Annotated in this window: 27 protein-coding genes and 1 pseudogene; 11 read left to right on the forward strand and 17 right to left on the reverse strand. The window is 67.8% G+C overall.

Annotated elements, in window-relative coordinates:
* Nucleotides 1–22 precede the first annotated feature (22 nt).
* On the reverse strand, nt 23–916 hold the full coding sequence (locus U4Z31_RS00895; RefSeq protein ID WP_321809292.1) for an NAD(P)-dependent oxidoreductase: 894 nt from the start codon (nt 914–916) through the stop codon (nt 23–25).
* A gap of 137 nt (nt 917–1,053) precedes the next feature.
* Between U4Z31_RS00895 and U4Z31_RS00900 the strand changes: the two genes are divergently transcribed.
* A complete protein-coding gene (locus U4Z31_RS00900) occupies nt 1,054–1,263 on the forward strand; it encodes a dodecin (RefSeq protein WP_006755984.1) in 210 nt (69 codons plus the stop codon).
* 255 nt (nt 1,264–1,518) lie between these two features.
* A complete protein-coding gene (locus U4Z31_RS00905) occupies nt 1,519–2,448 on the forward strand; it encodes a LysR substrate-binding domain-containing protein (protein WP_006762467.1) in 930 nt (309 codons plus the stop codon).
* Nucleotides 2,449–2,611: 163 nt separating this feature from the next.
* Here the strand turns inward: U4Z31_RS00905 and U4Z31_RS00910 are convergent, their stop codons facing one another.
* A complete protein-coding gene (locus tag U4Z31_RS00910) occupies nt 2,612–4,030 on the reverse strand; it encodes an 8-oxoguanine deaminase (protein WP_321809207.1) in 1,419 nt (472 codons plus the stop codon).
* Between the two features lie 493 nt (nt 4,031–4,523).
* Here U4Z31_RS00910 and uraH point away from each other — a divergent pair, with 493 nt between their 5' ends.
* Together uraH and U4Z31_RS00920 are read left to right on the forward strand one after the other, a co-directional pair.
* Nucleotides 4,524–4,877, forward strand: coding sequence for a hydroxyisourate hydrolase (uraH, locus tag U4Z31_RS00915; RefSeq protein ID WP_011657188.1), 354 nt, complete (start codon nt 4,524–4,526; stop codon nt 4,875–4,877).
* A 53-nt stretch (nt 4,878–4,930) separates the two neighbouring features.
* The gene (locus U4Z31_RS00920) at nt 4,931–6,124 is read left to right on the forward strand and encodes a urate hydroxylase PuuD (RefSeq protein WP_321809208.1); all 1,194 of its coding nucleotides are present in this window, start codon (nt 4,931–4,933) and stop codon (nt 6,122–6,124) included.
* A 99-nt stretch (nt 6,125–6,223) separates the two neighbouring features.
* Here U4Z31_RS00920 and U4Z31_RS00925 read toward each other — a convergent pair whose 3' ends face one another.
* The 11 genes from U4Z31_RS00925 to U4Z31_RS00975 all read right to left on the reverse strand — a co-directional run bounded on the left by U4Z31_RS00925 (nt 6,224) and on the right by U4Z31_RS00975 (nt 15,659).
* Complete coding sequence (locus U4Z31_RS00925; RefSeq protein ID WP_321809209.1) at nt 6,224–6,634, reverse strand: ACT domain-containing protein; 411 nt, start codon at nt 6,632–6,634, stop codon at nt 6,224–6,226.
* A gap of 310 nt (nt 6,635–6,944) precedes the next feature.
* Nucleotides 6,945–7,457: an ureidoglycolate lyase gene (locus tag U4Z31_RS00930; RefSeq protein WP_044843736.1), complete on the reverse strand. Its 513-nt coding sequence runs from the start codon at nt 7,455–7,457 to the stop codon at nt 6,945–6,947.
* Complete coding sequence (gene alc, locus U4Z31_RS00935; protein ID WP_044843737.1) at nt 7,454–8,467, reverse strand: allantoicase; 1,014 nt, start codon at nt 8,465–8,467, stop codon at nt 7,454–7,456. Before alc ends, U4Z31_RS00930 begins: the two co-directional genes overlap by 4 nt.
* A 62-nt stretch (nt 8,468–8,529) precedes the next feature.
* Nucleotides 8,530–9,051 (reverse strand): 2-oxo-4-hydroxy-4-carboxy-5-ureidoimidazoline decarboxylase, encoded by a 522-nt coding sequence (gene uraD, locus U4Z31_RS00940; RefSeq protein WP_044843738.1) that lies wholly within the window; start codon nt 9,049–9,051, stop codon nt 8,530–8,532.
* Nucleotides 9,048–10,001, reverse strand: a complete 954-nt coding sequence (gene puuE, locus U4Z31_RS00945; protein ID WP_124520036.1) for an allantoinase PuuE — start codon at nt 9,999–10,001, stop codon at nt 9,048–9,050. Before puuE ends, uraD begins: the two co-directional genes overlap by 4 nt.
* A 150-nt stretch (nt 10,002–10,151) precedes the next feature.
* Nucleotides 10,152–10,976: an aspartate/glutamate racemase family protein gene (locus U4Z31_RS00950; RefSeq protein ID WP_321809210.1), complete on the reverse strand. Its 825-nt coding sequence runs from the start codon at nt 10,974–10,976 to the stop codon at nt 10,152–10,154.
* Between the two features lie 10 nt (nt 10,977–10,986).
* Nucleotides 10,987–12,471 (reverse strand): NCS1 family nucleobase:cation symporter-1, encoded by a 1,485-nt coding sequence (locus U4Z31_RS00955; RefSeq protein WP_124486209.1) that lies wholly within the window; start codon nt 12,469–12,471, stop codon nt 10,987–10,989.
* A 149-nt stretch (nt 12,472–12,620) separates the two neighbouring features.
* Nucleotides 12,621–13,325 (reverse strand): GntR family transcriptional regulator, encoded by a 705-nt coding sequence (locus U4Z31_RS00960; RefSeq protein WP_044843742.1) that lies wholly within the window; start codon nt 13,323–13,325, stop codon nt 12,621–12,623.
* Nucleotides 13,326–13,633: 308 nt separating this feature from the next.
* Nucleotides 13,634–14,572 (reverse strand): muramoyltetrapeptide carboxypeptidase, encoded by a 939-nt coding sequence (ldcA, locus tag U4Z31_RS00965; protein WP_044843743.1) that lies wholly within the window; start codon nt 14,570–14,572, stop codon nt 13,634–13,636.
* Between the two features lie 107 nt (nt 14,573–14,679).
* Nucleotides 14,680–15,261: a tRNA adenosine(34) deaminase TadA gene (gene tadA, locus U4Z31_RS00970; RefSeq protein ID WP_321809211.1), complete on the reverse strand. Its 582-nt coding sequence runs from the start codon at nt 15,259–15,261 to the stop codon at nt 14,680–14,682.
* Entirely contained in the window at nt 15,258–15,659 is a 402-nt protein-coding gene (locus U4Z31_RS00975; RefSeq protein ID WP_044843744.1) for a DnaJ family domain-containing protein, read from the reverse strand. Before U4Z31_RS00975 ends, tadA begins: the two co-directional genes overlap by 4 nt.
* A gap of 334 nt (nt 15,660–15,993) precedes the next feature.
* On the opposite strand from U4Z31_RS00975, the gene U4Z31_RS00980 reads away from it, so the two are divergent.
* The 6 genes and pseudogenes from U4Z31_RS00980 to U4Z31_RS01005 all read left to right on the forward strand — a co-directional run.
* The gene (locus tag U4Z31_RS00980) at nt 15,994–16,764 is read left to right on the forward strand and encodes a GntR family transcriptional regulator (RefSeq protein ID WP_321809212.1); all 771 of its coding nucleotides are present in this window, start codon (nt 15,994–15,996) and stop codon (nt 16,762–16,764) included.
* Entirely contained in the window at nt 16,761–18,500 is a 1,740-nt protein-coding gene (locus U4Z31_RS00985; RefSeq protein WP_321809213.1) for a fumarate reductase/succinate dehydrogenase flavoprotein subunit, read from the forward strand. The genes U4Z31_RS00980 and U4Z31_RS00985 overlap by 4 nt, the downstream gene beginning before the upstream one ends.
* Nucleotides 18,501–18,517: 17 nt before the next feature.
* Nucleotides 18,518–18,763 carry a ferredoxin family protein gene (locus tag U4Z31_RS00990; RefSeq protein ID WP_006755644.1) on the forward strand — a complete coding sequence of 82 codons (246 nt, stop codon included), beginning with the start codon at nt 18,518–18,520 and terminating at the stop codon, nt 18,761–18,763.
* Between the two features lie 38 nt (nt 18,764–18,801).
* Nucleotides 18,802–19,764, forward strand: a complete 963-nt coding sequence (locus tag U4Z31_RS00995; protein WP_321809214.1) for a HEAT repeat domain-containing protein — start codon at nt 18,802–18,804, stop codon at nt 19,762–19,764.
* Nucleotides 19,761–20,102, forward strand: coding sequence for a gamma-butyrobetaine hydroxylase-like domain-containing protein (locus tag U4Z31_RS01000; protein WP_321809215.1), 342 nt, complete (start codon nt 19,761–19,763; stop codon nt 20,100–20,102). Before U4Z31_RS00995 ends, U4Z31_RS01000 begins: the two co-directional genes overlap by 4 nt.
* Nucleotides 20,103–20,414 (forward strand): annotated as a pseudogene (locus tag U4Z31_RS01005) (acetyltransferase); the annotation flags it as partial.
* Between the two features lie 163 nt (nt 20,415–20,577).
* Here the strand turns inward: U4Z31_RS01005 and U4Z31_RS01010 are convergent.
* Entirely contained in the window at nt 20,578–21,132 is a 555-nt protein-coding gene (locus U4Z31_RS01010) for a TetR/AcrR family transcriptional regulator (RefSeq protein WP_044843798.1), read from the reverse strand.
* Between the two features lie 108 nt (nt 21,133–21,240).
* On the opposite strand from U4Z31_RS01010, the gene U4Z31_RS01015 reads away from it, so the two are divergent.
* Nucleotides 21,241–21,894 (forward strand): DJ-1/PfpI family protein, encoded by a 654-nt coding sequence (locus U4Z31_RS01015; protein WP_321809216.1) that lies wholly within the window; start codon nt 21,241–21,243, stop codon nt 21,892–21,894.
* 226 nt (nt 21,895–22,120) lie between these two features.
* Here U4Z31_RS01015 and guaA read toward each other — a convergent pair whose 3' ends face one another.
* The 3 genes from guaA to guaB all read right to left on the reverse strand — a co-directional run bounded on the left by guaA (nt 22,121) and on the right by guaB (nt 25,932).
* On the reverse strand, nt 22,121–23,740 hold the full coding sequence (guaA, locus tag U4Z31_RS01020; RefSeq protein WP_044843750.1) for a glutamine-hydrolyzing GMP synthase: 1,620 nt from the start codon (nt 23,738–23,740) through the stop codon (nt 22,121–22,123).
* A 107-nt stretch (nt 23,741–23,847) separates the two neighbouring features.
* On the reverse strand, nt 23,848–24,465 hold the full coding sequence (locus U4Z31_RS01025) for a hypothetical protein (protein ID WP_321809217.1): 618 nt from the start codon (nt 24,463–24,465) through the stop codon (nt 23,848–23,850).
* 6 nt (nt 24,466–24,471) lie between these two features.
* Nucleotides 24,472–25,932, reverse strand: coding sequence for an IMP dehydrogenase (guaB, locus tag U4Z31_RS01030; RefSeq protein WP_044843752.1), 1,461 nt, complete (start codon nt 25,930–25,932; stop codon nt 24,472–24,474).
* Nucleotides 25,933–26,202 lie beyond the last annotated feature (270 nt).

Genomic DNA, 26,202 nt, shown 5'->3' on the forward strand with positions numbered 1-26,202 from the left:
CCGCTTCAGCGTCGCGGCGCGCTCACTGCGCCGTCCCGCGCCCGTTGCCGGGCCGGATGATGTCGATGAACGCGGCGAAATCGGCGCCAGCAAGCCCCTGCGCGGCGCCCAGGCGCAGCACCTGCTGCACCGTGGCCGATACGGGCATCACCGCACCCGTGTCGCGCGCGGCGTCGGCGATCGCATCGACATCCTTCTGGAACGTACTGAGCGCGCCGATCGGCGCGTGACCGCCTGACGTCATGCGCGGCACGAAGGTCTGCAGCAGCACCGAATCGGCCCAGCCGCCCGCCAGCGCGTCGGCCAGACGCGCGGCGTCGATGCCGCTCGCCTGGGCCAGGCCGACGGCTTCCGCGATCGCGGTCACCGTCGCGGTGACGATCGCCTGGTTGCACAGCTTCGCGGTCTGGCCCGCGCCTGCGTCGCCCATGTGCGTGACGCGCGACGCGTAAGTGTCGATCAGCGGTCGCACCGCAGCGAGGTCGGCCGCGCCGCCGCCCGCCATCACCGCAAGCGTGCCGGCCTGCGCGCCGGGCACGCCGCCTGACACCGGCGCATCGGTCCAGCCGACGCCGAGCGCGGCGGCACGCGCCGCGTAGTCGCGCGTCGCGGCAGGCGGAATGCTCGAGTGATCGACGATGCGCTTCAGGCGGCGTGCATGCGCATCGCCGGCAAACAGCCCGTGCTCGCCGAACGCGACGTCGCCGACCGCACGGCCGTCGAGCACGCACACGAATACCGTGTCGACGCGCTCGGCCAGTTCGCGCGGCGTGTCGACCACCTGCGCACCGTCCTTTTCAAGCGCCTCGGCCTTGCCGCGCGTGCGGTTCCATACGCTGACCCGGTGGCCCGCCGCCAGCAAATGCCGAATCATCGGCGCGCCCATCAATCCCGGTCCGCAAAATCCGACTTCCACGATCTTCCTCGTCTCCAATTGAGGTTGCACTTGCCGCCCATCATACCTATCACTCAAGAAGCCGGACACGCGCGGCGCCGCTTCGGGCCCGCCGCTTGCGCCGGCCGCACACACACCGACATCCCAGGGAGCGCATCATGAGCGACCACGTCTACAAGCTGATCGAACTGACCGGTTCGTCGCGGCAATCGTGCGACGACGCCATCCGCAACGCGATCTCGAAAGCCGGCAAGACGCTGCACAACCTGCACTGGTTCCAGGTGACCGAAACGCGCGGCCACATCGAAGGCGACCAGGTCATCCACTGGCAGGTCACGCTGAAAGTCGGCATGCGCATCGACGACTGACGCCCGCGTGTCACGCGCGGTGCCCTGACCACCGGATGCGTGCAATGCGCATCCGCGCGGTACCGCGCACGCCCGCATTCCGCCCCCTTCACCCGTTCCCGCTTCGGCCCTTTTCAGCCCGCTTCAGCCCGCTTGGCGAGGCCCGGCGACGGGTGTCTGCGGGTATCCATCTCTTGACGCTGACTTTCGTTCATATTAAAAACCATATACCCACCTCCCCCATCGATCAGCCCAGCCATATAAACCGGAGAAATCATGAGTCAGCAACGCGAGGCGATCGACACGTACCTCTTGCGCGTCTTGCACACCTTGTTGATGGAGCGCAGCGTCACGCGCGCGGCCGTCAAACTGAACCAGTCGCAACCGGCGATCAGCGCCGCGCTGCGGCGCCTGCGCGACATCACCGGCGATCCGCTGCTGGTGCGCGGCAAGTCCGGCATGGTCCCGACCGAATACGGGCTGCGCCTGCTCGAGCCGGTGCAGAACGCACTGCGTGAAATCGAGCGCATCAAGTTCCAGCAGCACAATTTCGACCCGGCCACGTCGATCCGCTGCTACCGGATCGGCTGCCCCGACTACCTGAACGTGCTGTTCGTGCCGACCGTCGTCGAACGCTTCCGCCAGGCGGCGCCGAACGCGACGCTCGAGTTCCACTCGCTCGGCCCCGCGTTCGATTACGAACTCGCGCTGGAAGACGGCAAGCTCGACATCGTCGTCGGCAACTGGCCCGAGCCGCCCGAGCAGCTGCACCTGTCGAACCTGTTCGTCGACGAAATCGTCTGCCTGATGAGCAACACGCACCCGTTCGCGAAGCGCGGCGGGCTCACGCTCGACCAGTACCTGAACGCACCGCATCTCGCGCCGACGCCGTACTCGGTCGGCCAGCGCGGCGCGATCGACGTGCATCTCGCGCGCGAACGGCTCAAGCGTCACGTGGTCGTCACGCTGCCGTACTTCAACCTCGCGCCGTACGTGCTGGTGAAGTCCGACCTGATCTTCACGACCACGCGCCTGTTCGCCGATCATTACGCGAAGTTCCTGCCGCTGTCGGTCGTGCCGGCACCGCTCGACTTCCCGCCGATGCAGTATTACCAGCTGTGGCACGAACGCTGCCACTACTCCGACGAAGTGCGCTGGCTGCGCAGCCTCGTCGCCGAAGCGACCCGCACGCTGATCGAGGCGTAAGCGCATGCGACGCGCGCGCCGGCCACGCCGTTGCGGGTTGGCCCGGGGTGACGCGCGGCGCGGCGCTTGGCGGCTTCAGCCTCAGCCTCAACCGTAGCCGTAGCAACGGCCGCGCGCCCGCACGACGCGGGTCGGGCGCGGCCTTCACCTCACGTCGACGCGGTCAGCGCGACGCCTCCACGAGTGCCTGCGCCAGCAGGTTGTGGCGCTCGATGACCGGCGGCAGGTCGAGCGTCGCGAGCCGCCCTTCCCGCACCACCACCTTCCCGTTCACCACCGTGTACGCCGTCTGCGACGGCGCGCAGAACACGAGCGCCGCGACCGGATCGTGCAGCGCGCCCGCGAACAGCGGCTGGCGCAGGTCGAACGCGGCGAAGTCCGCGGCCATGCCGGGCTTCAGCGCGCCGATGTCGTCGCGGTTCAGCACCTTCGCGCCGCCGAGCGTCGCGATCTCGAGCGCTTCGCGCGCGGTCATCGCATCAGGCCCGAAACCGACCCGCTGCAGCAGCAGCGCCTGCCGCACTTCCGCGACCATCTGCGCGCCGTCGTTCGACGCGGAACCGTCGACACCGAGGCCGACCGGCACGCCCGCAAGACGCATCTTCCGCACCGGCGCGATGCCCGACGCGAGCCGCATGTTCGAGCACGGACAGTGCGCGACGCCGGTGCCGGTGCGCGCGAACAGGCCGATCCCCGCATCGTCGAGCTGCACGCAGTGCGCGTGCCACACGTCGTGGCCGACCCAGCCGAGATCTTCCGCGTATTCGGCAGGCGTCATCCCGAACTTCTCGCGGCTGTACGCGATGTCGTTGACGTTCTCGGCCAGGTGCGTGTGGAGCGACACGCCGTAGTCGCGCGCCAGCACGGCCGCGTCGCGCATCAGGCCGCGGCTCACCGAGAACGGCGAGCACGGCGCGACGACCACCCGCAGCATCGCGTAGCGGCCTTCGTCGTGATAGGTCTCGATCAGGCGCTGCGCATCGCGCAGGATGTCGGGCTCGCGCTCGACGACCGAATCGGGCGGCAGCCCGCCGTCGCGCTGACCGACGCTCATCGCGCCGCGGCTCGCGTGAAAGCGCATGCCGATCCGCTGCGCGGCGCCGATGCTGTCGTCGAGCCGGCTGCCGTTCGGATAGATGTACAGATGGTCGCTCGACGTCGTGCAGCCCGACTGCAGCAGCTCGGCCATCGCGGTCAGCGTCGACACCTCGATCATCTCGGGCGTCAGGTGCGCCCAGATCCGGTACAGGTTCGTGAGCCAGCCGAACAGCTCGGCGTTCTGCGCGGCCGGCACCGCGCGCGTGAGGCTCTGATACATGTGATGGTGCGTGTTCACGAGCCCCGGGATCACGAGGTGGCCGCGCAGGTCGAGCACTTCGTCCGCAGTATCGGGCAGTTCGGCGCTCGGGCCGACCGCGACGATCCGGTTGTCTTCGATATAGAGCCCCGCGTCGCGCAGTTCGCGGCGCGTGTCGTCCATGGTCACGAGCACGTCGGCGTGCTTGACCAGCAGGGTTTTCGGGCGGGATGAGGATGGGTGCGGCGCGCGTGCGTGCGCGCCGGAGTGCTGCTCGGGATTCATGCGTTCTCCGCGTCGGTCAGCCCTTTCGGGCGGTCGCAAAGCCGTTCGAACGCTGATTCGCGGCACGCCCCGGTGCCTGCGTCCGTTCGAACGCCCTGGCCCGGTTACCCGGCGTGCTCGCCGTCTTCGGGGTGCGCACCGGCCTCGGGCCGACGCGCACGGCGGGAGGATCGCCGATGCGCGCGCGCCGCACAATGCGCGACGCCGAATACTGCGCTTCACGGTTTCGATATGGTACGCGCGCAGGCCGCGCAGCGGCCCGCCGGGCGCGGCGCGGCGGGTTTTTTCCCGCCGTCGACAGCGGTTCATGCGCGGCGCATTATCTTTGATATCGCGCCCGTATTTGCGCGGGGAACCTTTTTACAATGCCTGCACGGCGCTCGCTTCAATCTCGCCGACGGGTATGTAGCCACGTGACGTGGAGCCTCGATCCGCCGCACAGTCATGGATCGAGTCGCCGCCGAACCTCGCATTCACACAAGGACAATTGCGAATGGGAAAGCTCACTACCCACGTACTCGATACGGCGCACGGCCGCCCCGGCGCCGCCATCAAGGTGGACCTCTACGCGCTGGACGGCGAATCGCGCCGCGCGATCAAGACCGTGCTGACCAATAGCGACGGCCGCTGCGACGAACCCCTGCTCGAAGGTGCCGCGCTCGCCGCCGGCGAATACGAACTCGTGTTCCATGCCGGCGACTACTTCGCGTCGCTCGGCGTGAAGGTGCCCGAACCGCGCTTCGTCGACCGCGTCGTGCTGCGCTTCGGCATCGCCGACACCGCATCGCACTACCACGTGCCGCTGCTCGTGTCGCCGTGGTCGTACAGCACCTATCGCGGCAGCTGACACACGCATCGGCGCCCGCATCAAAGACAACGATCTGAGTCTGGAGGAGTTTCATGGAAGGCTTCATCACCGACTGGCTGAACCTCGCGCTGCGATGGCTGCACGTCATCGTCGCCATTGCGTGGATCGGCGAGTCCTTCTATTTCGTCGCGCTCGACAACAGCCTGAAACCGCCGACCGACGCGAACCAGCGCAAGCGCGGCGTGTTCGGCGAACTGTGGCACGTCCACGGCGGCGGTTTCTACAACATGCAGAAGTACACGGTCGCGCCGCCGGAAATGCCGGATGACCTGCACTGGTCGAAGTGGCCGTCGTACACGACCTGGCTGTCGGGCTTCTCGCTGTTCTTCGTGCTGTACCTGCTCGCGCCGAACACCTACCTGATCGACAAGAGCGTGCTCGACATGGGCCCGGTGGTCGCCGTCGCCTCCGCGCTCGGCTTCCTCGCGGCCGGCTGGATCGTCTACGACTCGCTGTGCCGCATCCTCGGCACCAACGATCGCGTGCTGGGCATCTGCGTCGGCCTCTACGTCGTCGTCGCCGCGTACCTCGCGTGCCACATCTTCTCGGGCCGTGCGGCGTACCTGATCGTCGGCGCGATGCTCGCGACGATCATGTCGGCGAACGTGTTCTTGGTGATCATCCCCGGCCAGCGCAAGATGGTCGACAAGATGCTCAAGGGCGAGGAGCCGAACCCGATCTACGGCAAGCGCGGCAAGCAGCGCTCGGTGCACAACACGTACTTCACGCTGCCGGTCGTGTTCGCGATGCTGTCGAACCACTATGCGATGACGTACACGAACAAGTTCAACTGGGTCGTGCTCGTGCTCATCATGCTGGCCGGCGCGCTGATCCGTCAGTTCTTCGTGATGCGTCACCGCGGCAAGCAGCTGTGGTACCTGCCGATCGGCGGCGTCGCACTGCTGTCCGGCGCGCTGGTGTGGACGATGCCGAAGCCGGTCGCACCGGAAGCACAGGCTGCGAACGCACCGAAGATCGTGATCAACGACATCATGCCGATCCTGCAGCAGCGCTGCGTCGAGTGCCACTCGGCGAAGCCGACGCTGATGGGCAGCGCGCCCGCCGGCGTGATGTTCGACACGCCGGACGAAGTGTCGAAGAACGCGCAGCGCATCTACGAACAGGCCGTGCGCCTGAAGGCGATGCCGATCGGCAACGTCACGCACATGACCGACGACGAGCGCGTGAAGCTCGCCGCCTGGTTCGAGGGTGGCGCGGCCAAGTAAGCCGCGGTGCGCCGGCTATCAATTGCCGGCGCGATCCTCTCCGTTCGCGGGCCCGGAAACGGGCCCGTTTTTTTGCGTGCGCGAAATGCGCGTCGTGCGCTAGCCGCGCATCGCGTCGCGCTGCAGCGCGACGAGCGCATCGAGCGCGCGCGGGCCGTCGTCGAACGGCACGAAGATGTGATCGTGATACGCGGCGGCCATCACGTTGCAGCTGATGCCGGCCTCACCCAATGCCCGCGCGAACGCGGCCGTCAGGCCGACCGCCGCGAGATCCGAATGCACGGTCAGCGTGATCCACGCGGCGCGGAACAGCACGGGCCAGCCGCGACGCGCGGCCGTCGCCTCGTCGACCACGACCGTCACGCCTTCCGCTTCGCGAAAGGTCGCGATCGTTTCGGACAACGATATTTCCATAGCGGCCGGCAGTGCGACGAATGCGAACGCACCGCGATGCAGTTCGGGCTGCAGCGTGCGCAGCAGTATCGTGAGGTCGTTTTCAGGTTGGCTCATCGGGGGAACGCGTCCGGAACCGGACGTCGGGCGGTGGCGATGCGGGCACGATAGCACGCGACCGGCCGCCTCGCCGCCCCGCAACGTCATGTCCTCGTCAGCGCAACGTCGTCCGCGAGCCGGCCGCGCGACGCGACGATGCACGGCACGGCTCGGCTCGGCGACACGCCCCGATGCGACGCCGTTCGTCGCGCTGCCGCATCGTGCGTACGAGCACGCACGGCTCGTCGCGCCATGACGCGCGCGGCGCGCATAAAAAAACCCGCGCAGGTCGCGCGGGTTGCTTCGACAGGCGGGGCCGAACTGCCGCTCAGGCCGTCACTGCGTCCAGCGCGTCCTCGGTGAGCCACAGCGATTCCAGCAGGTCCTGCTCGTTCAGGTTCAACCCGTCGCCGCCGCGATCGACGACGATGAAGTCGCTGACGCCGCCCAGCGCGATCAGCGGGTGATGCCACACGCCCTTCGCATAATTGACGCCCTGCCAGCCGCTCGTCACGAACGCGCGGATCTTCGACGGATCGAGATCGCCGGCCGGCGCGACGACGACGAGATACGGCTGGTCGTTCAGCGGCACGAACGCCTGGCTGCCGAGCGGATGGCGCTCGAGCATCTTCACCTCGAACGGCAGCGTGCGCGGCTGGCCGCGGAACAGGTTGACGAGCGTGCGGCCTTCTTCGTCGCTCACGTCGACCTTCGCAAGATCGTGAAAGCGGATCGTCGTGCCGAGATTGATCGGAATCTGCTTCGCGCCTTCGGTTTCGATCACGTCGCCGAACGCCGCGAAGGCTTCCTTGGTCAGCGGTTCGATTGCGAGCGTCTTCATTTGTCGAGCGTCCCCCACAGACGCAGGCGCGATACGCCGCCGTCCGGAATGATGTTCAGGCGCACGTGGGTCACCGGGCCCAGCGATGCGATCTCGTGTTCGAAATAGTGCTGCTTGTCCATCTGCAGCTTCTGTTCGCCGAGCAGCACCGGCCAGAACATCGACTGCGTGATCAGCGAGCTGTCGGTGCCGCCCGACACGTACGCGGCCTGGATCGAGCAGCGGTCCGGATAGTTGCCCTTGAAGAACGCGGTGTCAACTTCGATCTTGCGGATCACGCCCGGCTGCGCGAGCGCGATGATCGCCCAGTCGTTGCCCGGCTCGCGGCGACGGCGGGTTTCCCAACCGTCGCCCATGTTCACGCCGCGGCCCGGCAGCAGCAGGTTCGACGCAACGCCGAAGTGCTGGTTGTTCGCCGCCACCACGTAACCGCCGTTCTCCATCGCCGCGAGGTCGAACTGCTCGGTCGCGCTGGCGCCGGCCCAGTCGAGCTGCGGCTGGCCGTACACGCGCAGGCGCGCGATGCCGCCGTCCGGATAGATGTTCACGCGCAGGTGCGTGAACGCGCGCGCGTCGCTCGCCGCGACGTAGTGGTGGCTGTTGCCTTGCAGCGTCGTCGACGGCACGATTTCGACCCATTCGGTCGCGTGCGTCGGCGCGCCGTCGGCCACGTACGCGGCCTCGATCGACGCGGCCGGCGGGAAGTTGCCGGTGAAGTGGCTCGTGTCGATGTCGAAGCCCTTGATCACGCCCGGACGCGCGAGCTTGACGATGCACCAGTCGTAGCCCGTCGTGCGCTTGCGACGCGTCTCCCAGCCGTCCATCCACTTGCCGTGGTCGTCGTACTTGCCGGGGATGAACACCGCCGGCTCGGGGTTCAGCATCCGCTCCTTCGGCGCGAAGAAGTCGTCGCTGGCCTCGAGCGCCTGCGCACCGAGACGCGGGTCGGCGAGGTTCACGTAGCGCCGCGTGAAGTCGGGTGCGTCGGGATCGAGAAGCGGAACAGCCATGATGTTTCCTTGTTTCAGTGATGCGATCAGGCCGCTGCGACGCAGCAGGCCGTCGTGAGGTGTCAGGCGTCGATCAGGTCGTCGAGGCGAAAGCGCGCGATCCGGTAGATCTGGTCGAGGCTCGCGCGCAGTTCCTCGGTGCGCGAATGATTCACGCGCGACTCGAAGTTCGCGATGATGCCGTGCCGGTCATAGCCGCGCACCGCGAGGATGAACGGGAAACCGAACTTCTCGCGATACGTGCGGTTCAGCGTCAGCAGCTTGTCGAACTCTTCCTGCGTGCACTGGTCGAGGCCGGCGCCGCTCTGCTCGCGCGTCGACTCGGCCGTCAGCTCGCCGCGCACGGCAGCCTTGCCGGCCAGCTCCGGGTGGGCATTGATCAGTGCGAGCTGGCGGACTTCGCCGCCCGTCTCCACCGCGTTCGACATCGTCTCGTGCAGCGCGTCGATGCTCGCGAACGGCCGCTTGCCCGCGGCGACCTCGGCCACCCACGGCGAATGTTCGAAGATCCCCGACAGTGCCGCGACGAATGCGCTCGGCGCCATCGTGTTCAGTTGCTCCAACGTGTAACGCATCGCCTTCATGCTTTCCCTTCGTTTCGATGACTGGGCTGGTACGGATGATGTTCGCGCCAATGACGCGCGATATCGACACGCCGCGTCACCCATACGCGATCGTGCTTCTCGATGTGATCGAGGAAACGCTGCAGCCCGCGGAAACGCCCCGGCCGGCCGAGCAGCCGGCAGTGCATGCCGATCGACAGCATCTTCGGCGCGTCGTCGCCCTCCGCGTAAAGCACGTCGAACGCGTCGCGCAGGTACTCGAAGAAGTGGTCGCCGGTGTTGAAGCCCTGCGGCGTCGCGAAGCGCATGTCGTTCGTATCGAGCGTGTACGGAACGATCAGCTGCGGCGACGTGCTGCCGCCCGACACTTCGACATCCATCCAGAACGGCAGGTCGTCGCCGTAGTTGTCGGAGTCGTACAGGAAGCCGCCGTATTCCGCGACGAGGCGGTGCGTGTTCGGGCTGTCGCGGCCGGTGTACCAGCCGAGCGGACGCTCGCCCGTCACGCGCTCGATCGCTTCCATCCCGAGGCGCATGTGCTCGGCCTCGAGCTCGGGCGTCATGCTCTGGTAGTGGATCCAGCGCCAGCCGTGGCACGCGATCTCATGGCCGAGCTCGACGAAGGCACGCGCGAGTTCCGGATGACGCTCGATCGCCATGCCGACACCGAACACCGTCAGCGGCAGCCCGCGCTTCTCGAATTCGCGCAGGATGCGCCACACGCCCGCACGCGAACCGTACTCGTAGATCGACTCCATGCTCATGTGGCGGTCCGGATAGGCGGCCGCGCCGACGATTTCGGACAGGAACTGCTCGGAGCCCGGATCGCCGTGCAGCACGCAATTCTCGCCGCCCTCCTCGTAGTTCAGGACGAATTGCACGGCGACGCGGGCGCGCCCGGGCCAGTTTGCCTGCACGGGATGGCGGCCGTAGCCGATCAGGTCGCGAGGATAGTTGGGATCGAGTGACATGGGTTCGAAGTGCCGCGAAAGCGTGCTGAAATAATGGGTTCGCATCGACCCGCGCGGGTGCCGGAGGCCGGCCGCACGGGCCGATGCGATGACGGCCCAGTGTAGCGAAAAGGTTCATACGCGCCCATACAGCGGCGCAGATAGTGCAGGTCAGACGGCGTGTATGTGCGGTTGCGGCAAAGCCGGGACCGGTTCCGGTGCGGCGCTCCCGCTGCGCGCCGTGGCGGCGGCCGGCGCGGCCTCCGGCGGGCTGAAATGGGCGAATTCGCCGTCGTAGCGCTTCGGCAGCGGCCGCGCATAGTCGCCGCGCTTCGCAGTCGCGAGGCGCAGCGCGACGAGCGCCTCGGCCCACTTGACGGCTGCCGTGACACCTTCCACGACCGGCGCGCCGATCTGCTGCTCGATCTCGTGCGCGAATTCGGCCATCCCGGCACAGCCGAGGACGATCGCGTCGGCACCGTCCTCGTCGAGCGCGCGCCGGCATTCGTCGACGATGATCCGCCGCGCGGCCGAACCGGGCCGGTCGAGCTCGAGCACCGCGACGTCGGTCGCCCGCACGTTGCGGCAGAACCGCTTCATCCCGTAGCGCTCGGCGAGATGCCATGCCATCCCGCAAGTGCGCGCGAGCGTCGTGACGACCGAGAAGCCCGGCGCGAGCACGCTCGCCGCGTGCATCGCCGCCTCGGCGATCCCGATCACCGGCCCGCGCGCGAGTTCGCGCGCCGCATACAGGCCCGGGTCGCCGAAACACGCGATCACGTACGCATCGCAGCCGTCACGCTCGCCCTGCGCGATCTCGGCGAGCAGCCCGGGCGTCGCGAGCGCTTCGTCGTAATAGCCTTCGATCGACGGCGGCCCCATCGGCGGGCTCACCGCGACGATCTCGGTGCCTGCCGCCGCGACTTCGCGCGCGCAGCGGCCCATCGCATCGGTCATCCGCTGCGTCGTGTTCGGATTGATCAGCTTGATCTTCATCGCGCGCTCCTCAGGCCTTCGTGCTCGCGAGCAGCCGGTAGAACACGAAGCCGAGCCCCGCGCCGATGAACCACGAGAAGTTCGCGGCGGCCTGCCAGCCCGGCACCATCACGCAGACGACGGCGATCACCGCGGCCGGCAGCAGCGCGGCGAGCGCGCGGCGGTTCACGCCGCCGGTGTACCAGTAGGTGCCGCGCTCCGACATCGTGTACAGGTCGTCGCGCACGAGCCGGCCGCGCTTGACGAGGTAGAAGTCGGCGATCAGCACGCCGTACAGCGGGCCGATGAACGCGCCGAGCACGTCGAGCGTGTAGTGGATCACGGCCGGGTTGTTGAACAGGTTCCACGGCGTGATGAAGATCGACGCGACGGCCGCGAGCATCCCGCCCGCGCGCCAGCTGATCAGCCGCGGCGCGACGTTCGAGAAGTCGAACGCGGGCGACACGAAGTTCGCGACGATGTTGATGCCGATCGTCGCGATCGTGAAGGTCAGCGCGCCGAGGATCACCGCGGTCGGATGGTCGATGCGGCCGACCGTCTCGACGGGATCGGTGATCAGTTCACCGAACACCGGCAGCGTCGCGGCGGTGGTGATCACCGTGACGAGCGAGAACGCGAGGAAGTTGACCGGCAGCCCCCAGAAGTTGCCGCGCTTCACGTCGCCGAACGAGCGGCAATAGCGCGAGAAGTCGCCGAAATTGAGCATCGGCCCGGAGAAGTACGACACGACGAGCGACACGGCCGTGATCATCACCGGGATCACTTCCGCGCCGTGATACTTGACGCCGCCGAGGTTGAGGCCGATGTTGCGCCAGCCCGCGCGCCACACCATGTAGCCGGCCAGGATGAACATCACGACGTAGACGGCCGGGCCCGCGAAGTCGATGAACTTCTTGATCGTCTCCATCCCGTTCCAGAACACGAGCGCCTGCAGCACCCACAGCAGCATGAAGCCGGCCCAGCCGACCGCCGACAGCCCGAGGAAGCCGTAGCGATGGACGTCCGCGTACGGCAGCCATTGCGGAAAGAACTTCAGCACGACGATCACGAGCGCGCTGGACGCGAGATACGTCTGGATGCCGTACCACGCGATCGCGATCAGCCCGCGGATCACGGCCGGCACGTTCGCGCCGAGCACCCCGAAGGTCGCGCGGCACGCGACCGGATACGGCACGCCGATCTGCTGGCTCGGCCGCGCGATCAGGTTGCACAGCCGGTTCACGATCGTGATGCCGACGATCAGCGCGATCAGCACCTGCCAGCTTGTCAGCCCGAGCGCGAACAGGCTGCCCGCGAACACGTAGCCGCCGACGCTGTGCACGTCCGACATCCAGAACGCGAAGATGTTGTACGAGCCCCACGTCTGATTCTTTAGTGGTGCCAAATCTTCGTTGTACAAACGTTCGCTGTAGCCGTCCGGCAACACGGGGCCGCCGCCCTCGCCGCCTTCTTCCGCCGGATACGCACTGTCGTGCGCCACACTGAACTGAGCCATGACTTCTCCTTGACGCGGCCTGGCAGCCGCTCCACCGTCATCGATATCGCTCCGGATCGTCGTCCGGAGTCGGACTGGCGGCCGGCGGCGCGAACCGCCGGCCTGCATTGCTCTCGTCGTGTGGCGCGCGGCCGGGTTCGCGTCGCCGCTCAGGCGCCGCCGAACACTTCGCGCAAATCGACCTGCCCTTGCGCGGGCCGGTCCAGCATCTTCAGTTCGACATGCTGCAGGTGGTGCGCCATCAGCGTCACCGCCCGCTTCGAATCGCCCGCTTCCAGCGCGGTCAGGATCTCGTCATGGTCGTCGCACGAGCACGGGCTGCGCCCGTGCGATTCGTACAGCGCCGACATCAGCGTCGAGCGTGCGACGAGCCCGTCGAGGCACTCGCAGAGCGTCGCGTTGCCCGTCAGCGCCGCGAGCGCCGTATGGAATTCGCCCGACAGGCGGATCCACGCCGCGAAGTCGTGCCGCTCGAACGCCTTGCGTTCCTTGTCGATCAGCGCGGCGACGCCCTTCAGCCGCTTCGCGCCCGGCCCCGTCGCGAGCCGCTCGACGACGGCCAGCTCGATGATCCGGCGCATCTCGAACACCTCGTGCACGTCCTGCAGCGTCGGGCTCGCGACGAACGCACCGCGGTTCGGCTCGAGATCGACCAGCTTGTCGGCCGCGAGCTGCGAAAGCGCCTGGCGGATCGTCCCGCGCTTCACGCCGAACACGTCGCAGAGCTGCGCCTCCGTCAGCTTCGCGCCGGGCGCGAGCCGATGCTCGAGGATCGCGGTGCGGATCCGCTCGGCGATCGCTTCGGGACCGGCGGCGCCGGACGGATGGGTAGCGGAGTCGTTCATGTTCTGCATCGTGTGATGGTCCTCATCCTAGGACGGACATAAAGATTGTCAACAATTCTTTTCGGAGAATGCGCACAATCGGTGTGCATCGGCCTGTGCCAGAGCGGTGCGCTGCGCCCGATATCCAGGCACGACAAGTCTCTCGCGCTTGCCCATGGCGGCTCGCGGTGTATACCCTCCCAGCCATTTTGTTGACAAAAATGGTGCGTGCCACGACACCAACCCGATCGGCGGCGATGAAAATTTCCGACCGTTAGTTGCACAGTTACTTAAAGAAAAAGGCGGGAAGCCCCGCCTTTCGATGGTCCGCGCCCGCCTCAGCCGAGATGCGGATAGTCCGACAGCGTGAGCCGGAAACCGTGCGCATTCGCGACGAGCTGCGCCTGCGCGCCGAACGGCAGCGTCAGCAGGTCGGGCACGTGACCGAACTGCAGCCCCGTGACGACCGGAATGCCGACCACCGAGCGCACCTGGTCGATCATCGCCTGCATGTCGTAGCCGTTGTCGTACTCGAACGGCCGCGCGCCCGTGAACTGGCCGAGCACGAGCGCCTGCTGGCGCGCGAGCAGCCCCGACAGGTGCAGCTGGTAGATCATCCGTTCGATCCGGAACGGCTGCTCGTTCACGTCCTCGATGAACAGGATGCCGCCCTCGATGTCGGGCATGTACGGCGTGCCGACGAGCGACGTGAGGATCGCGAGGTTGCCGCCCCACAGCGTGCCCGTCACGTTCACGGTCTGCACTTGCGGCGCCTCGGTGACGATCGTCGTGGTCGGCTGCGACAGCGTCCGCCAGAAGTGCTGCATCGTGAAATCGCTCGGCGTTTCCGCGCCGAAGTCGGCCGACAGCATCGGGCCGCCGAAGGTCTTGATGCGCGCCTTCGCGTACAGCGCGAGCTGGATCGCGGTGAAGTCGCTGTGGCCGACGAGCGCGATCGGCTGGTCGCGCAGCCGACGCTCGAGCCCGCGATAGTCGAGCCCGTGCAGGATGCGCGCGGCGCCGTAGCCGCCGCGCACCGCGAGTGCGATATCCGGCAGCGCGCGCTCCGGATCCGCGAGACGGTTCAGGTCGCCGGCCCGCTCGCCGTCGGTGCCGCCGAAGCGCTGAAAGCGACGCTGCGTCGCCTCGATGTTCTCGATGCGCTGCTGCGCGCCGCTCAGGCGCTCGAGCGCGCGGTTGATCGCATCGGGGTCGTGCGGATAACCGGACGGCGCCAGCAGGCGGATGGTGTAGGACGCGGCGGGCTGGAAGGACATGGCGAAAGATATCGGGATCGTCAAACCTGCTTAGAGGGTCCGAACCGTCTCCGGTTCACGGAACCGCGCGGCCCGCCCCGCTCCGGGCGACAGGCACGGCGGGCGCGCTACGACGCGCCGGATGCGGCGTCGCGGGCGAGCCGTGCTTCCCGCAGCGCGCGACGGCGCTCCGCGAAGAACGATTTCAGCGCGGCGCCGCACTCGTCGGCGAGCACGCCGCCGATCACGTCGGTATGGTGATTGAGCTGCGGATTCGCGAACGCGTCGATCACGCTGCCGCACGCGCCCGTCTTCGGGTCGGCGGCGCCGTAGACGACCCGCGCGATGCGCGCGTGCATGATCGCGCCCGCGCACATCAGGCACGGCTCGAGCGTCACGTACAGCTCGCAGCCGGGCATCCGGTAATTCTGCAGATGCTGCGCGGCCATGCGCAGCGCGGCCATTTCCGCGTGGGCCGACGGATCGTGCCCGCCGATCGGATGGTTGAAGCCGCGTGCGATCACTTCGTCGCCGCGCACGAGCACCGCGCCGACCGGCACTTCGCCGGCCGCACGCGCCTCTTCGGCGGCAGCTTGCGCGAGCCGCATGAAATGCAGGTCGCGCGCCGACACCGGCGCGGCTTCGGGAACAGGAGCATCGGGAACGACAGCCGGTCCGGCTGCCGCGTCGGGCAACGCGTCGGCGCTCACATCGGCCCCGCTTCGGCGGGCGCGTCGTCGAGCCCGCGCTCGCACAGACGTTCCGCGATGCGCCGGCAATAGTCGCGCGGCATCACCATCGGGCCGCCGCGCAGCGATTCGAGCGCCATGTCGAGGGCGAGGATCTTCGCCTGCAGCCGGCAGCGCGCGGCGCGGTCGCTGACCGCCTGCAGTTCGTCCTGCAGGTTGCGCAGCGCGCGCAGTTGCTCGACGGCCGGCGGCACGAAGCCCGCATTCTTCAGGATACGGTTGGCCACCCGCACCTCCTCGGGTACGAGCAGGTCGTCATCCAGCGCCTGCGGCGCGCCGGTACCCGGCAAATCGTCGAACTCGCCCCGCGCGGCGGCGGCGGCAATGCGTTGTTCGACCAGTGCGTCAAGCAATCTCATCAGTCAATCGGAACAAATGCGGCAGCCGAATTCTAGCAGGGTGACGTGCGTATGACAGGCCCTTCGAACGCATGCTCGATATTGTGTTTTTAGGGGCCGAATCGGCGCGCATGCGTGCCGATCGCCGCGACTTGCCGCTGTGCTGCGCCGCAGCAGGCTCCGCGCGGATTCGGCGCCGTCTGCGCGGGTCATGCCGGGCCCCGTTTTTTTATTTTCGCGCGGGTCGCCGCCGCCCCGCTTTTCCGGAATCGGAAAGTCGAAATCAGAAATAGTTGGTTGGGACGCGCGAGCGCGCTCACTACACTCGAGCCATCTTGTCATAACAAGTTGAACGATGACCCCACCCAACGTCGTGCCGCTGTCGGCGGCGCCGCTCTACGTGCAGATCAAGGACACGCTGCGCACGCGCATCCTCGACGGCACGTATGCACCACACAGCCGGATGCCGTCCGAGCACGAACTCTGCGCGATGTTCGACGTGAGCCGCATCACGGTGCGCCAGGCACTCGGCGACCTGCAGAAGGAAGGCCTGCTGTTCAAGCTGCACGGCAAGGGCACGTTCGTGTCGAAGCCGAAGGCGTTCCAGAACGTGACGTCGCTGCAGGGCTTCGCCGAGGCGATGTCGTCGATGGGCTACGAGATCGTCAACCAGCTGCGCAGCTTTCGCACCGTGAAGGCCGATCGGCACCTCGCGACGAAGCTGAACGTGCCGGAAGGCGCGCCGCTCGTCGAGATCCACCGCGTGCGGCTGCTGAACCGCGAGCCGGTGTCGCTCGAGCAGACGTGGGTGCCCGAGGCGCTCGGCAAGCGGCTCGCCGGCGCCGATCTCGCGACCCGCGACATCTTCCTGATCCTCGAGAACGACTGCGGCGTACCGCTCGGCCACGCCGACGTATCGATCGACGCGATCCTCGCCGACGATGAAATCGTCGACGCGCTGCGCGTCGAGGAAAGCAGCCCCGTGCTGCGGATCGAGCGCCTGACGCACGACGCGTCGGGCACGCCGATCGACTACGAACACCTGTACTTCCGCGGCGACGCCTTCCAGTACCGGCTGCGCATCGACCGGCAGAAGACCAGCCAACCTGCAAGGAATCCTCAATGAACACCCATGTACTCGAATACGACATCGTCGTGGTCGGCGGCGGCACGGCCGGCCCGATGGCGGCGATCAAGGCGAAGGAGCGCGACCCGTCGCTGCGCGTGCTGCTGCTGGAGAAGGCCAACGTGAAGCGCAGCGGCGCGATCTCGATGGGGATGGACGGGCTGAACAACGCGGTGATCCCGGGCCACGCGACACCTGAGCAGTACACGCGCGAGATCACGATCGCCAACGACGGGATCGTCGATCAGGAAGCCGTGTACGCGTATGCGACGCACAGCTTTGCGACGATCGAGCAGCTCGACCGCTGGGGCGTGAAGTTCGAGAAGGACGGCACCGGTGACTACGCGGTGAAGAAGGTCCACCACATGGGTTCGTACGTGCTGCCGATGCCGGAAGGCCACGACATCAAGAAGGTGCTGTACCGGCAGCTGAAGCGCGCACGCATCGCGATCACGAACCGGATCGTCGCGACGCGCGTGCTGACCGATGCGCAGGGCCGCGCGAGCGGCGTGCTCGGCTTCGACTGCCGCACGGCCGAGTTCCACGTGATCCGCGCGAAGGCCGTGATCCTGTGCTGCGGCGCGGCCGGCCGGCTCGGCCTGCCGGCGTCCGGCTACTTGATGGGCACCTACGAGAACCCGACCAATGCGGGTGACGGCTACGCGATGGCGTACCACGCGGGCGCGGCGCTCGCGAACCTCGAGTGCTTCCAGATCAATCCGCTGATCAAGGACTACAACGGCCCGGCCTGCGCATACGTGACGGGCCCGCTCGGCGGCTTCACCGCGAACGGCAAGGGCGAGCGCTTCATCGAGTGCGACTACTGGAGCGGCCAGATGATGTGGGAGTTCTACCAGGAACTGCAAAGCGGCAACGGCCCGGTGTTCCTGAAGCTCGACCATCTCGCGGAGGAAACGATCCAGACCATCGAGCAGATCCTGCACACCAACGAGCGGCCGAGCCGCGGCCGCTTTCACGCGGGGCGCGGCACCGACTACCGGCGCCAGATGGTCGAGATGCACATCTCCGAGATCGGCTTCTGCAGCGGCCACAGCGCATCCGGCGTCTACGTGAACGCCCGCGCGGAAACGACCGTGCCGGGGCTCTACGCGGCCGGCGACATGGCGGCGGTCCCGCACAACTACATGCTCGGCGCATTCACCTACGGCTGGTTCGCCGGACAGAACGCGGCCGACTACGTGGCCGGCCGCGCTCACGCGCCGGTGGACGACGAACAGGTCGCGGCCGAACGCACCCGCGTGCTTGCGCCGCTCACGCGCGAGCGCGGCCTCGCGCCGGCGCAGGTCGAATACAAGCTGCGCCGCATGGTGAACGATTACCTGCAACCGCCGAAGGTGACGCGCAAGATGGAGATCGGGCTGCAACGTTTTGACGGCATTACTGAGGACATCGAAGAAATCAAGGCGGGCCACCCGCATGAACTGATGCGCGCGGCCGAAGTGCGCGCGATCCGCGACTGCGCCGAAATGGCCGCGCGCGCGTCGCTGTTCCGCACCGAGAGCCGCTGGGGGCTGTACCACCATCGCGTCGACTTTCCGCATCGCAACGATGCCGAGTGGTTCTGCCACACGTGGCTGCGCAAGGGTGCCGATGGCACGATGCGCAGCGAGAAACGACCGGTCGAACCCTACGTCGTGCCTCTCGCCGACGACGAACGCAGCGCCTACGCGCACCTGCGCATCCGCGAACCGGCCGCACACGCGGCCGCCCTCTGACTCCGAGGAGCCTTACCGTGCCCCATACCCCGCACGACATCTTCCTGCGCAGCAGCGCGCCCGTGACGATCGACGAGGACCGCTGCATCGCCGACAAGGGCTGCACCGTCTGCGTCGACGTGTGCCCGCTCGACCTGCTCGCGATCGACGTGACCAAGGGCAAGGCCTACATGCAGTTCGACGAATGCTGGTACTGCATGCCGTGCGAACGCGACTGCCCGACCGGCGCGGTCAAGGTCGACATCCCGTACCTGTTGCGCTGACCCGGCGCGCCGCTTCCCCACTACCGGACTCACGACACATGAACCCTGCTTCCGACCATGCCGCGCTCGTCGCGCGCGTTGCCGCACCCGATGCATCGGTGCGCCGGATCGCGCTGCTCGAACTCGCCGATCTCGAGGATCCCGATCTCGTGCCGATCTTCGTAGCCGCGCTGCGCGACGATCCGTCCGCCGACGTGCGCGGCGAAGCCGCGCGCGTGCTCGCCGCCTGGGAGCAGCCCGACGTCGTCGACGCGCTGTGCCGCGCGCTGCTCGATCCGGACGACGACGTCCGCGCGACCGCCGCACACAGCCTGTCCGAACTGAAGGACGTCGCATCCGGCGCCGCGCTGTGCCGCTGGGTCGAGCACGCCGAACCGTTCGTGCGCGGCGCCGTGCTGCGCGCGCTGCGTGAACTGCGCGACCCCGACGCGTTCGCGCCGGCGCTGCGCGCACTCGACGCGCCGGCGTCGGCCGTGCGCGCCGAGGCCGTCGCCGTGCTCGGCTGGCTCAAGGACGCCCGCGCGCTGGCGCCGCTCGCACGCATCGCCACGACCGACACGCATGCGGACGTACGGCGTATCGCGGTCGGCGCGGTCGGATTCGCGGCGTCCGCCGACACGGCCGTCGTCACCGCCTTGCTGGCGGCGCTGCGCGACGCCGAATGGCAGGTCCGCGAGGAAGCGGCCGCGACGCTCGGCAAGCTGCGTGTCGCGGCCGCGCGCGCACCGCTCGTCGCCGCGCTCGACGACGATTACTGGCAGGTGCGCTTGCGTGCGGTGCGCGCACTCGGGCAATTGCGCGACGCCGCCGCGGCGCAGGCCGTCGCCGCGCTGCTGTCGCACGCGATCAGCAACCTGCGCAAGGAGGCCGCGCTCGCGCTCGGCGAACTGCGCGATCCTGCGACGCTGCCCGCGCTGCACGACGCGCTCGGCGATCGCGATCCCGAAGTACGCAAGGCCGTGCGGATCGCGATCGCGCAGATCGGGGAAGATGCACGATGACGCCGCCGACCGAGATCCTGCTCGATCATGCGGCCCGCGCATTGACGCTGTGCTGGCCGGACGGCGACACGCAGCGCATCGGCTATGCGCGCTTGCGCAGCGCTTGCCCGTGCGCCGCATGCCGGAAGATCCGACTCGATGGCGGGCAGGTCGACGCGCCACCCGACCTGACGCTGGACGGCGTGGAAGCGGCCGGTTACGGCATCCGCCTGCTGTTCGGCGACGGTCACGCGCGCGGCATCTATCCGTGGCCGTTTCTGGCGGAACTCGGCGCAGACGATACGGATGCGGGCGCCGCAGCGCCCGAGGTGCCCGTATCCAGCCATCCCGCGAACTGACCGTCGGCGAAGCTCGATCTGGCCGTCGACGAGCACGATCGTCCGGTCGACTTCATGCTGCTCGACGGCAGTCACATGGAAGCACTGTTCGTCGATCCCGCTCACCATGGCGCGGGCGTCGGGCGGCGGCTGGTCGAAGCGGCCCTCGGACGCCATCCCGACCTGTCGACCGACGTCAACGAGCAGAACGAAGCGGCGGCGGAATTCTACGAACGGCTCGGATTCGAGCGCTGCGGGCGATCGGCGCTCGATGGACAAGGGCGGCCTTATCCACTGATTCATCTTCGTTATCGTAGTGGCGGACAAGACTGAGCAGGATCGGGACAGCGCGTGACGTCGCCTTGCGCTGCATCGAAAGCCGCGCTTTCCACCGACGCTACAACGGAGCACCCGCCCGCCTTCTGCTCTGCGATACGCGAGCCATCCGTGCAGCACGGGCATCGCGGGCATCGCGGGCATCGCGGGCATCGCACCGCTACGCGCGTCGGCGTGGCAGCATGCGCTCGGCGAACGCGAACGCACGCTGCATGAAGTGGTTGAACCGCTCGGCATCGCGCCGCAGTCCGGCCTGCTGGCCGCCGATCAGACACAGGTGCGCGATCTGCCCGACGATCTCGGCTTCGCCCGGCATGGGGACCCACCGACGGGACGTCTCGAGCGCGAATGCGAGACGCGTGGCATCGACGCGCTGCTGGAATTCCGCGACCAGCGCGTCCTGCATTGCCCAGGCGCGGATCGCCACTTCGCGCCCCGGTCGCTTCTCCGCCGCGATGCGCAGGTAGCGCGTCAGCGTGTCGCCCGCGCCGCGGCCGTCCGCCGCGTAGGCGAGCATGCGTGCGGTGTAATCGTCCTCCCACGCGGTCAGCAACGTCCTGACGAAGTCCTCCCGATTCCGGAAGTGGTGATGGAACGAGCCGCGGGTCACGTTCAGCCGTCGTGCGAGACGCTCGGCCGAAATCCCCGCATACCCTTCCCCGTCGAGGGCGTCGAAGCCCGCGGCGATCCAGTCGTTTCGAGTCAATGTGCGCATCGGTATCGCCATACAGGCTGTGTATGGCGCGGCATGGGCAGATAGGCTGCGAACTCTATCACGGCCGCCACCGCTTCCGGCAAGGCGCCACGACTCACGGAGTTCACGTTGAAAGACATCGCTCTCGTCGCATTCGACCAGTTCACCGACATCGACCTGTTCCTGATGTGGGACATCCTCGGCCGCAACACCGCGGACTGGCGTGTCCGGATTCTCGGCGCGCAGCCGCTGCTGCGTTCCGCGCATGGTCTGGCCATCCCCGTGCACGGCCCGCTCGAGGAAGCCAATCGCGCCGACGCCGTGCTGTTCTCGAGCGGCAGGCTGGGCATCCCGGCCGCGCTCGCGAGCCCGGATTTCCTGCCGTCGTTCGATCTCGATCCGGCGCGCCAATACATCGGATCGATCTGCGCGGGCGCCTTCGTCCTGGAGCGGCTCGGGCTTTTGCCGGACCGTCGCGCAACGACGCACCCCGACGCGCGACACGGGCTGACGGATCGCGGGCTGCACGTGCCGGACCAGCCGCTCGTGTGTCACGGCAATGTTGCGACGGCGGGCGGCTGCGTGGCGGCGCTCTATCTGACGGGATGGCTCGTGGAATCGATGTTCGATGCGGACAAGCGGCGCGAGACGTTGCTGCCGGTCCTGCCCGCCGGACAACAGGAACTCTACGAGGACATCATCGAATTCAGCATTCGACAAGGACAGGGGCAGACTTCGGGCTCGATCAGGATGATCGATGCCGGCGGTCGTCGGCTGCCCTAGCGCGCGACATGCAGGCGCGTCGCTTGTAGCGGCCGGGCTGTCCCGCACCTCCGCGCCCGGACCCGGCATGCAGGCAAGGAAAACGCTGCGCGCCGGCGACCATCGAATCACGGCCGTCAACCGCACAAACGACAACGCCCGGCAGGTTCCCCTGCCGGGCGTTGCGCATCATCCGATGCCGCTATCGGTCATCGAGGGTCATCGAGGCACGCCTCGACGCCGACGCTCACTCCCACTCGATCGTCGCCGGCGGCTTGCCCGAGATGTCGTACACCACACGGTTGATCCCGCGCACCTCGTTGATGATCCGGTTCGACGCACGGCCGAGCAGCGCGTACGGCAGGTGCGCCCAGTGCGCGGTCATGAAGTCGGTGGTCTGCACCGCGCGCAGCGACGTCACGTAGTCGTACGTGCGGCCATCGCCCATCACGCCGACCGACTTCACCGGCAGGAACACCGCGAACGCCTGGCTCGTCAGGTCGTACCAGGTCTTGCCGACGTCGGCCTCGCCGCACAGGCCCGCTGCCGCGTCCTGCGCGGTGGCGGTCGTGCCGCGCAACTCCTCGATGAAGATCGCATCCGCGCGACGCAGCAGGTCCGCGTATTCGCGCTTCACTTCGCCGAGAATCCGCACGCCGAGGCCCGGGCCCGGGAACGGATGGCGGTACACCATCTCCGGCGGCAGGCCGAGCGCGACGCCGAGTTCGCGCACTTCGTCCTTGAACAGGTCGCGCAGCGGCTCGAGCAGCTTCAGGCCGAGCGTTTCCGGCAGGCCGCCGACGTTGTGGTGGCTCTTGATCGTCGTCGCCTTCTTCGTCTTCGTGCCGCCCGACTCGACCACGTCCGGATAGATCGTGCCTTGCGCGAGCCACTTCGCCTTCGACAGCTTCTTCGCCTCGGCCTGGAACACCTCGACGAACTCGCGGCCGATGATCTTGCGCTTCGCTTCCGGATCGGTCACGCCGGCCAGGTGGCCGAGGAACTGCTCGGATGCGTCGACGTGCACGACCTTCGCATGCAGGCGGCCCTCGAACATGTCGAGCACCATCTGGCCTTCGTTCAGGCGCAGCAGACCGTGGTCGACGAACACGCAGGTCAGCTGGTCGCCGATCGCGCGGTGGATCAGCGCGGCCGCGACGCTCGAATCGACGCCGCCCGACAGGCCGAGAATCACTTCCTCGTCACCGACCTGCTCGCGAATCTTCGCGACGGCTTCCTCGATGTGGTTCTTCATGATCCAGTCGGGCTTCGCGCCGGCGATCTGCAGCACGAAGCGTTCGATGATCTGGCGGCCCTTCACCGTGTGCGTGACTTCCGGGTGGAACTGCACCGCGTAGTAGCCGCGCGCCTCGTCGGCCATGCCGGCGATCGGGCAGCTCGGCGTCGACGCCATCAGCGCGAAGCCCGGCGGCAGCTCGGCAACCTTGTCGCCGTGGCTCATCCAGACCTTCAGCATGCCGTGGCCTTCGTCCGTCTTGAAATCCTCGATGCCGTCGAGCAGGCGCGTATGGCCGTGCGCGCGCATTTCCGCATAGCCGAATTCGCGATGGTCGCTCCACTCGACCTTGCCGCCGAGCTGCACGGCCATCGTCTGCATGCCGTAGCAGATGCCGAGCACCGGCACGCCGAGATCCCACACGGCCTGCGGCGCGCGCAGCTGGTGGTCTTCGTACGTGCTCGCGTGGCTGCCCGACAGGATCACCGCCTTCGGCGCGAACTCGCGGACGAAGTCGTCGGACACGTCGTTCGGGTGGATTTCGCAGTAGACGTGCGCTTCGCGCACGCGGCGCGCGATCAGTTGGGTGACTTGCGAACCGAAGTCGAGAATCAGGATTTTGTCGTGCATGGCTGCGGACGGGATGAAGAGAATAAGAAAAGCAGCGCACGAAGCGCTGCGTCAAAAGCATGGACGGCGGCGTCGGGCGGCAGGCGGCTCGCTCGACGCATCGCCGGTCAATCCTGCAACGGCGGGCGGGCGTCGAACGCGACGCTGCCTGACGCGCGGTCGGATGCGGCCGACGTGGTGGCCGCGGCCGGCGCCGAGGGCGCCGCCGGACGGCTGACGACCGGTTCGACCCGCTGCCGCGAGGCGGAGGCCGGCGCCGGTTCGGCCGGGCGCTTCACGTCCCGGGCGTCGGGCGCCTGCGCCCGTTCCACCCTTTCCGCCTTCTCGCGCCGCCGCACGGTCGATGCCAGCCGCACGCCGCCGAGGCCCAGCAAGATCAGCGCGACCCCGGCCATCGCCGACAGCACGCGGCCGGCGGCCGCGAGCGCGGGACCGTTGCCGGTGCCGAACGACCACACGACCGCCAGCACGCCGATCAGCCAGTTCACATGGCCGACCGCACGTGCGACGGGCGCCGTGAGATCACCGTTGAGCGCCGCATGAAACGCGAGCCACGCGAGGCCGAGCAGCGCGATGCCGAACGCCTGGCCGAGCATCGCCGGCTGGATGTTCGCCAGCTGCAGCGCGTTGAACAGCGCCTGCCAGGGCGTCAGCACGAACAGCACGCCGAACGCCAGCAGCAGCACGGCATCGACGATCAGCACGGCTCGCAGCAGCGGTTTCATCGGCGATCAGTCCACGTGGTAGTTCGGTGCTTCCTTCGTGATCTGCACGTCGTGCACGTGCGACTCGCGCATGCCCGCCGCGGTGATCTGGACGAATTCGGCCTTGTCGTGCAGCTCATCGATCGTCTTGCAGCCGCAGTAGCCCATGCTCGCGCGCACGCCGCCGACCAGCTGGAACAGGATCGCGTTGACCGAACCCTTGTACGCGACGCGGCCCTCGATGCCTTCCGGCACGAGCTTGTCGATGTTCGCCGAGTTGTCCTGGAAGTAGCGGTCCGCCGCGCCGTCCTTCATCGCGCCGACCGAACCCATGCCGCGGTACGACTTGTACTGGCGGCCCTGGTACAGGAACACGTCGCCCGGCGCCTCTTCGGTACCCGCGAACATGCTGCCCATCATCACCGCGTTCGCACCGGCCGCGAGGGCCTTCGACACGTCACCCGAGAAACGCACGCCGCCGTCGGCGATGCACGGCACGCCGGTGCCCTTCAGCGCTTCCGCGACGTTCGCGATCGCGCTGATCTGCGGCACGCCGACGCCCGCGACGATCCGCGTCGTGCAGATCGAGCCCGGGCCGATACCGACCTTGACCGCGTCCGCGCCGTATTCGACGAGCGCCTTCGCGGCGGCGGCCGTCGCGATGTTGCCGCCGATCACCTCGACGTGCGGGAAGTTCTGCTTGACCCAGCGCACGCGCTCGAGCACGCCCTTGCTGTGGCCGTGCGCGGTATCGACGACGATTACGTCGACGCCGGCCTGCACCAGCAGCTCGACGCGCTCTTCGTTGTCCGGGCCGACGCCGACCGCCGCGCCTGCGCGCAGCTTGCCGTGTTCGTCCTTGCACGCATCCGGGTGTTCGGTCTGCTTCGTGATGTCCTTGACGGTCATCAGGCCGCGCAGCTCGAACGCGTCGTTGACGACCAGCACGCGCTCGAGGCGGTGGCTGTGCATCAGCGCCTTCGCTTCGGCGAGCGGCGTGCCTTCCTTGACGGTGACGAGACGCTCGCGCGGCGTCATGATCGACTTGACCGGTTCGTCGAGGCGCGATTCGAAACGCAGGTCGCGGTTCGTGACGATGCCGACGAGCTGCGGGCCTTCGACGACCGGGAAGCCCGAGATGCCATGCTGACGCGACAGCGCGATCACGTCGCGCACCTTCATCTGCGGCGGAACCGTGATCGGGTCGCGCACGACGCCCGATTCGAAACGCTTGACCTTCGCGACTTCGCGAGCCTGCTCGGCCGGCGTGAGGTTCTTGTGGACGATCCCCACACCACCCTGCTGCGCCATCGCGATCGCGAGGCGACCTTCGGTGACCGTGTCCATCGCGGCGGACACGAGCGGCATGTTCAGGGAGATGTTGCGGGTCAGCTTGGTCTTCAGGCTGGTGTCGCGCGGGAGAACGTCGGAAAAGGCGGGAACGAGGAGCACATCATCGAAAGTGAGTGCTTTTTGGATCAGACGCATGGCAAATCCTATGGGCGCAAAAGCGAATTATACGCGAAGCGCTGCGAATTTTCACAACACGAACAACGGGTTAGCCGTTTCCCGGCAGTCGGGGGCCGAATCGTTCGGATCGCCGTTCGGTTCGTTTTCGATCGCCTTTCGTTTCACCCCCGCATCGGCCCATTCGCGCAGCCGGCCGGAATCGGGCCGATCGCCCGCCGTTGCCGTACGACGCCGGACCTGCCGACGGTGCCTGCGCCGGCCCCGTTCGACGCGCGCCGGCAGCCCCGG

Origin of the sequence: Burkholderia sp. BCC1985 (assembly GCF_905339915.1) — a bacterium.
Classification (GTDB): Bacteria; Pseudomonadota; Gammaproteobacteria; order Burkholderiales; family Burkholderiaceae; genus Burkholderia.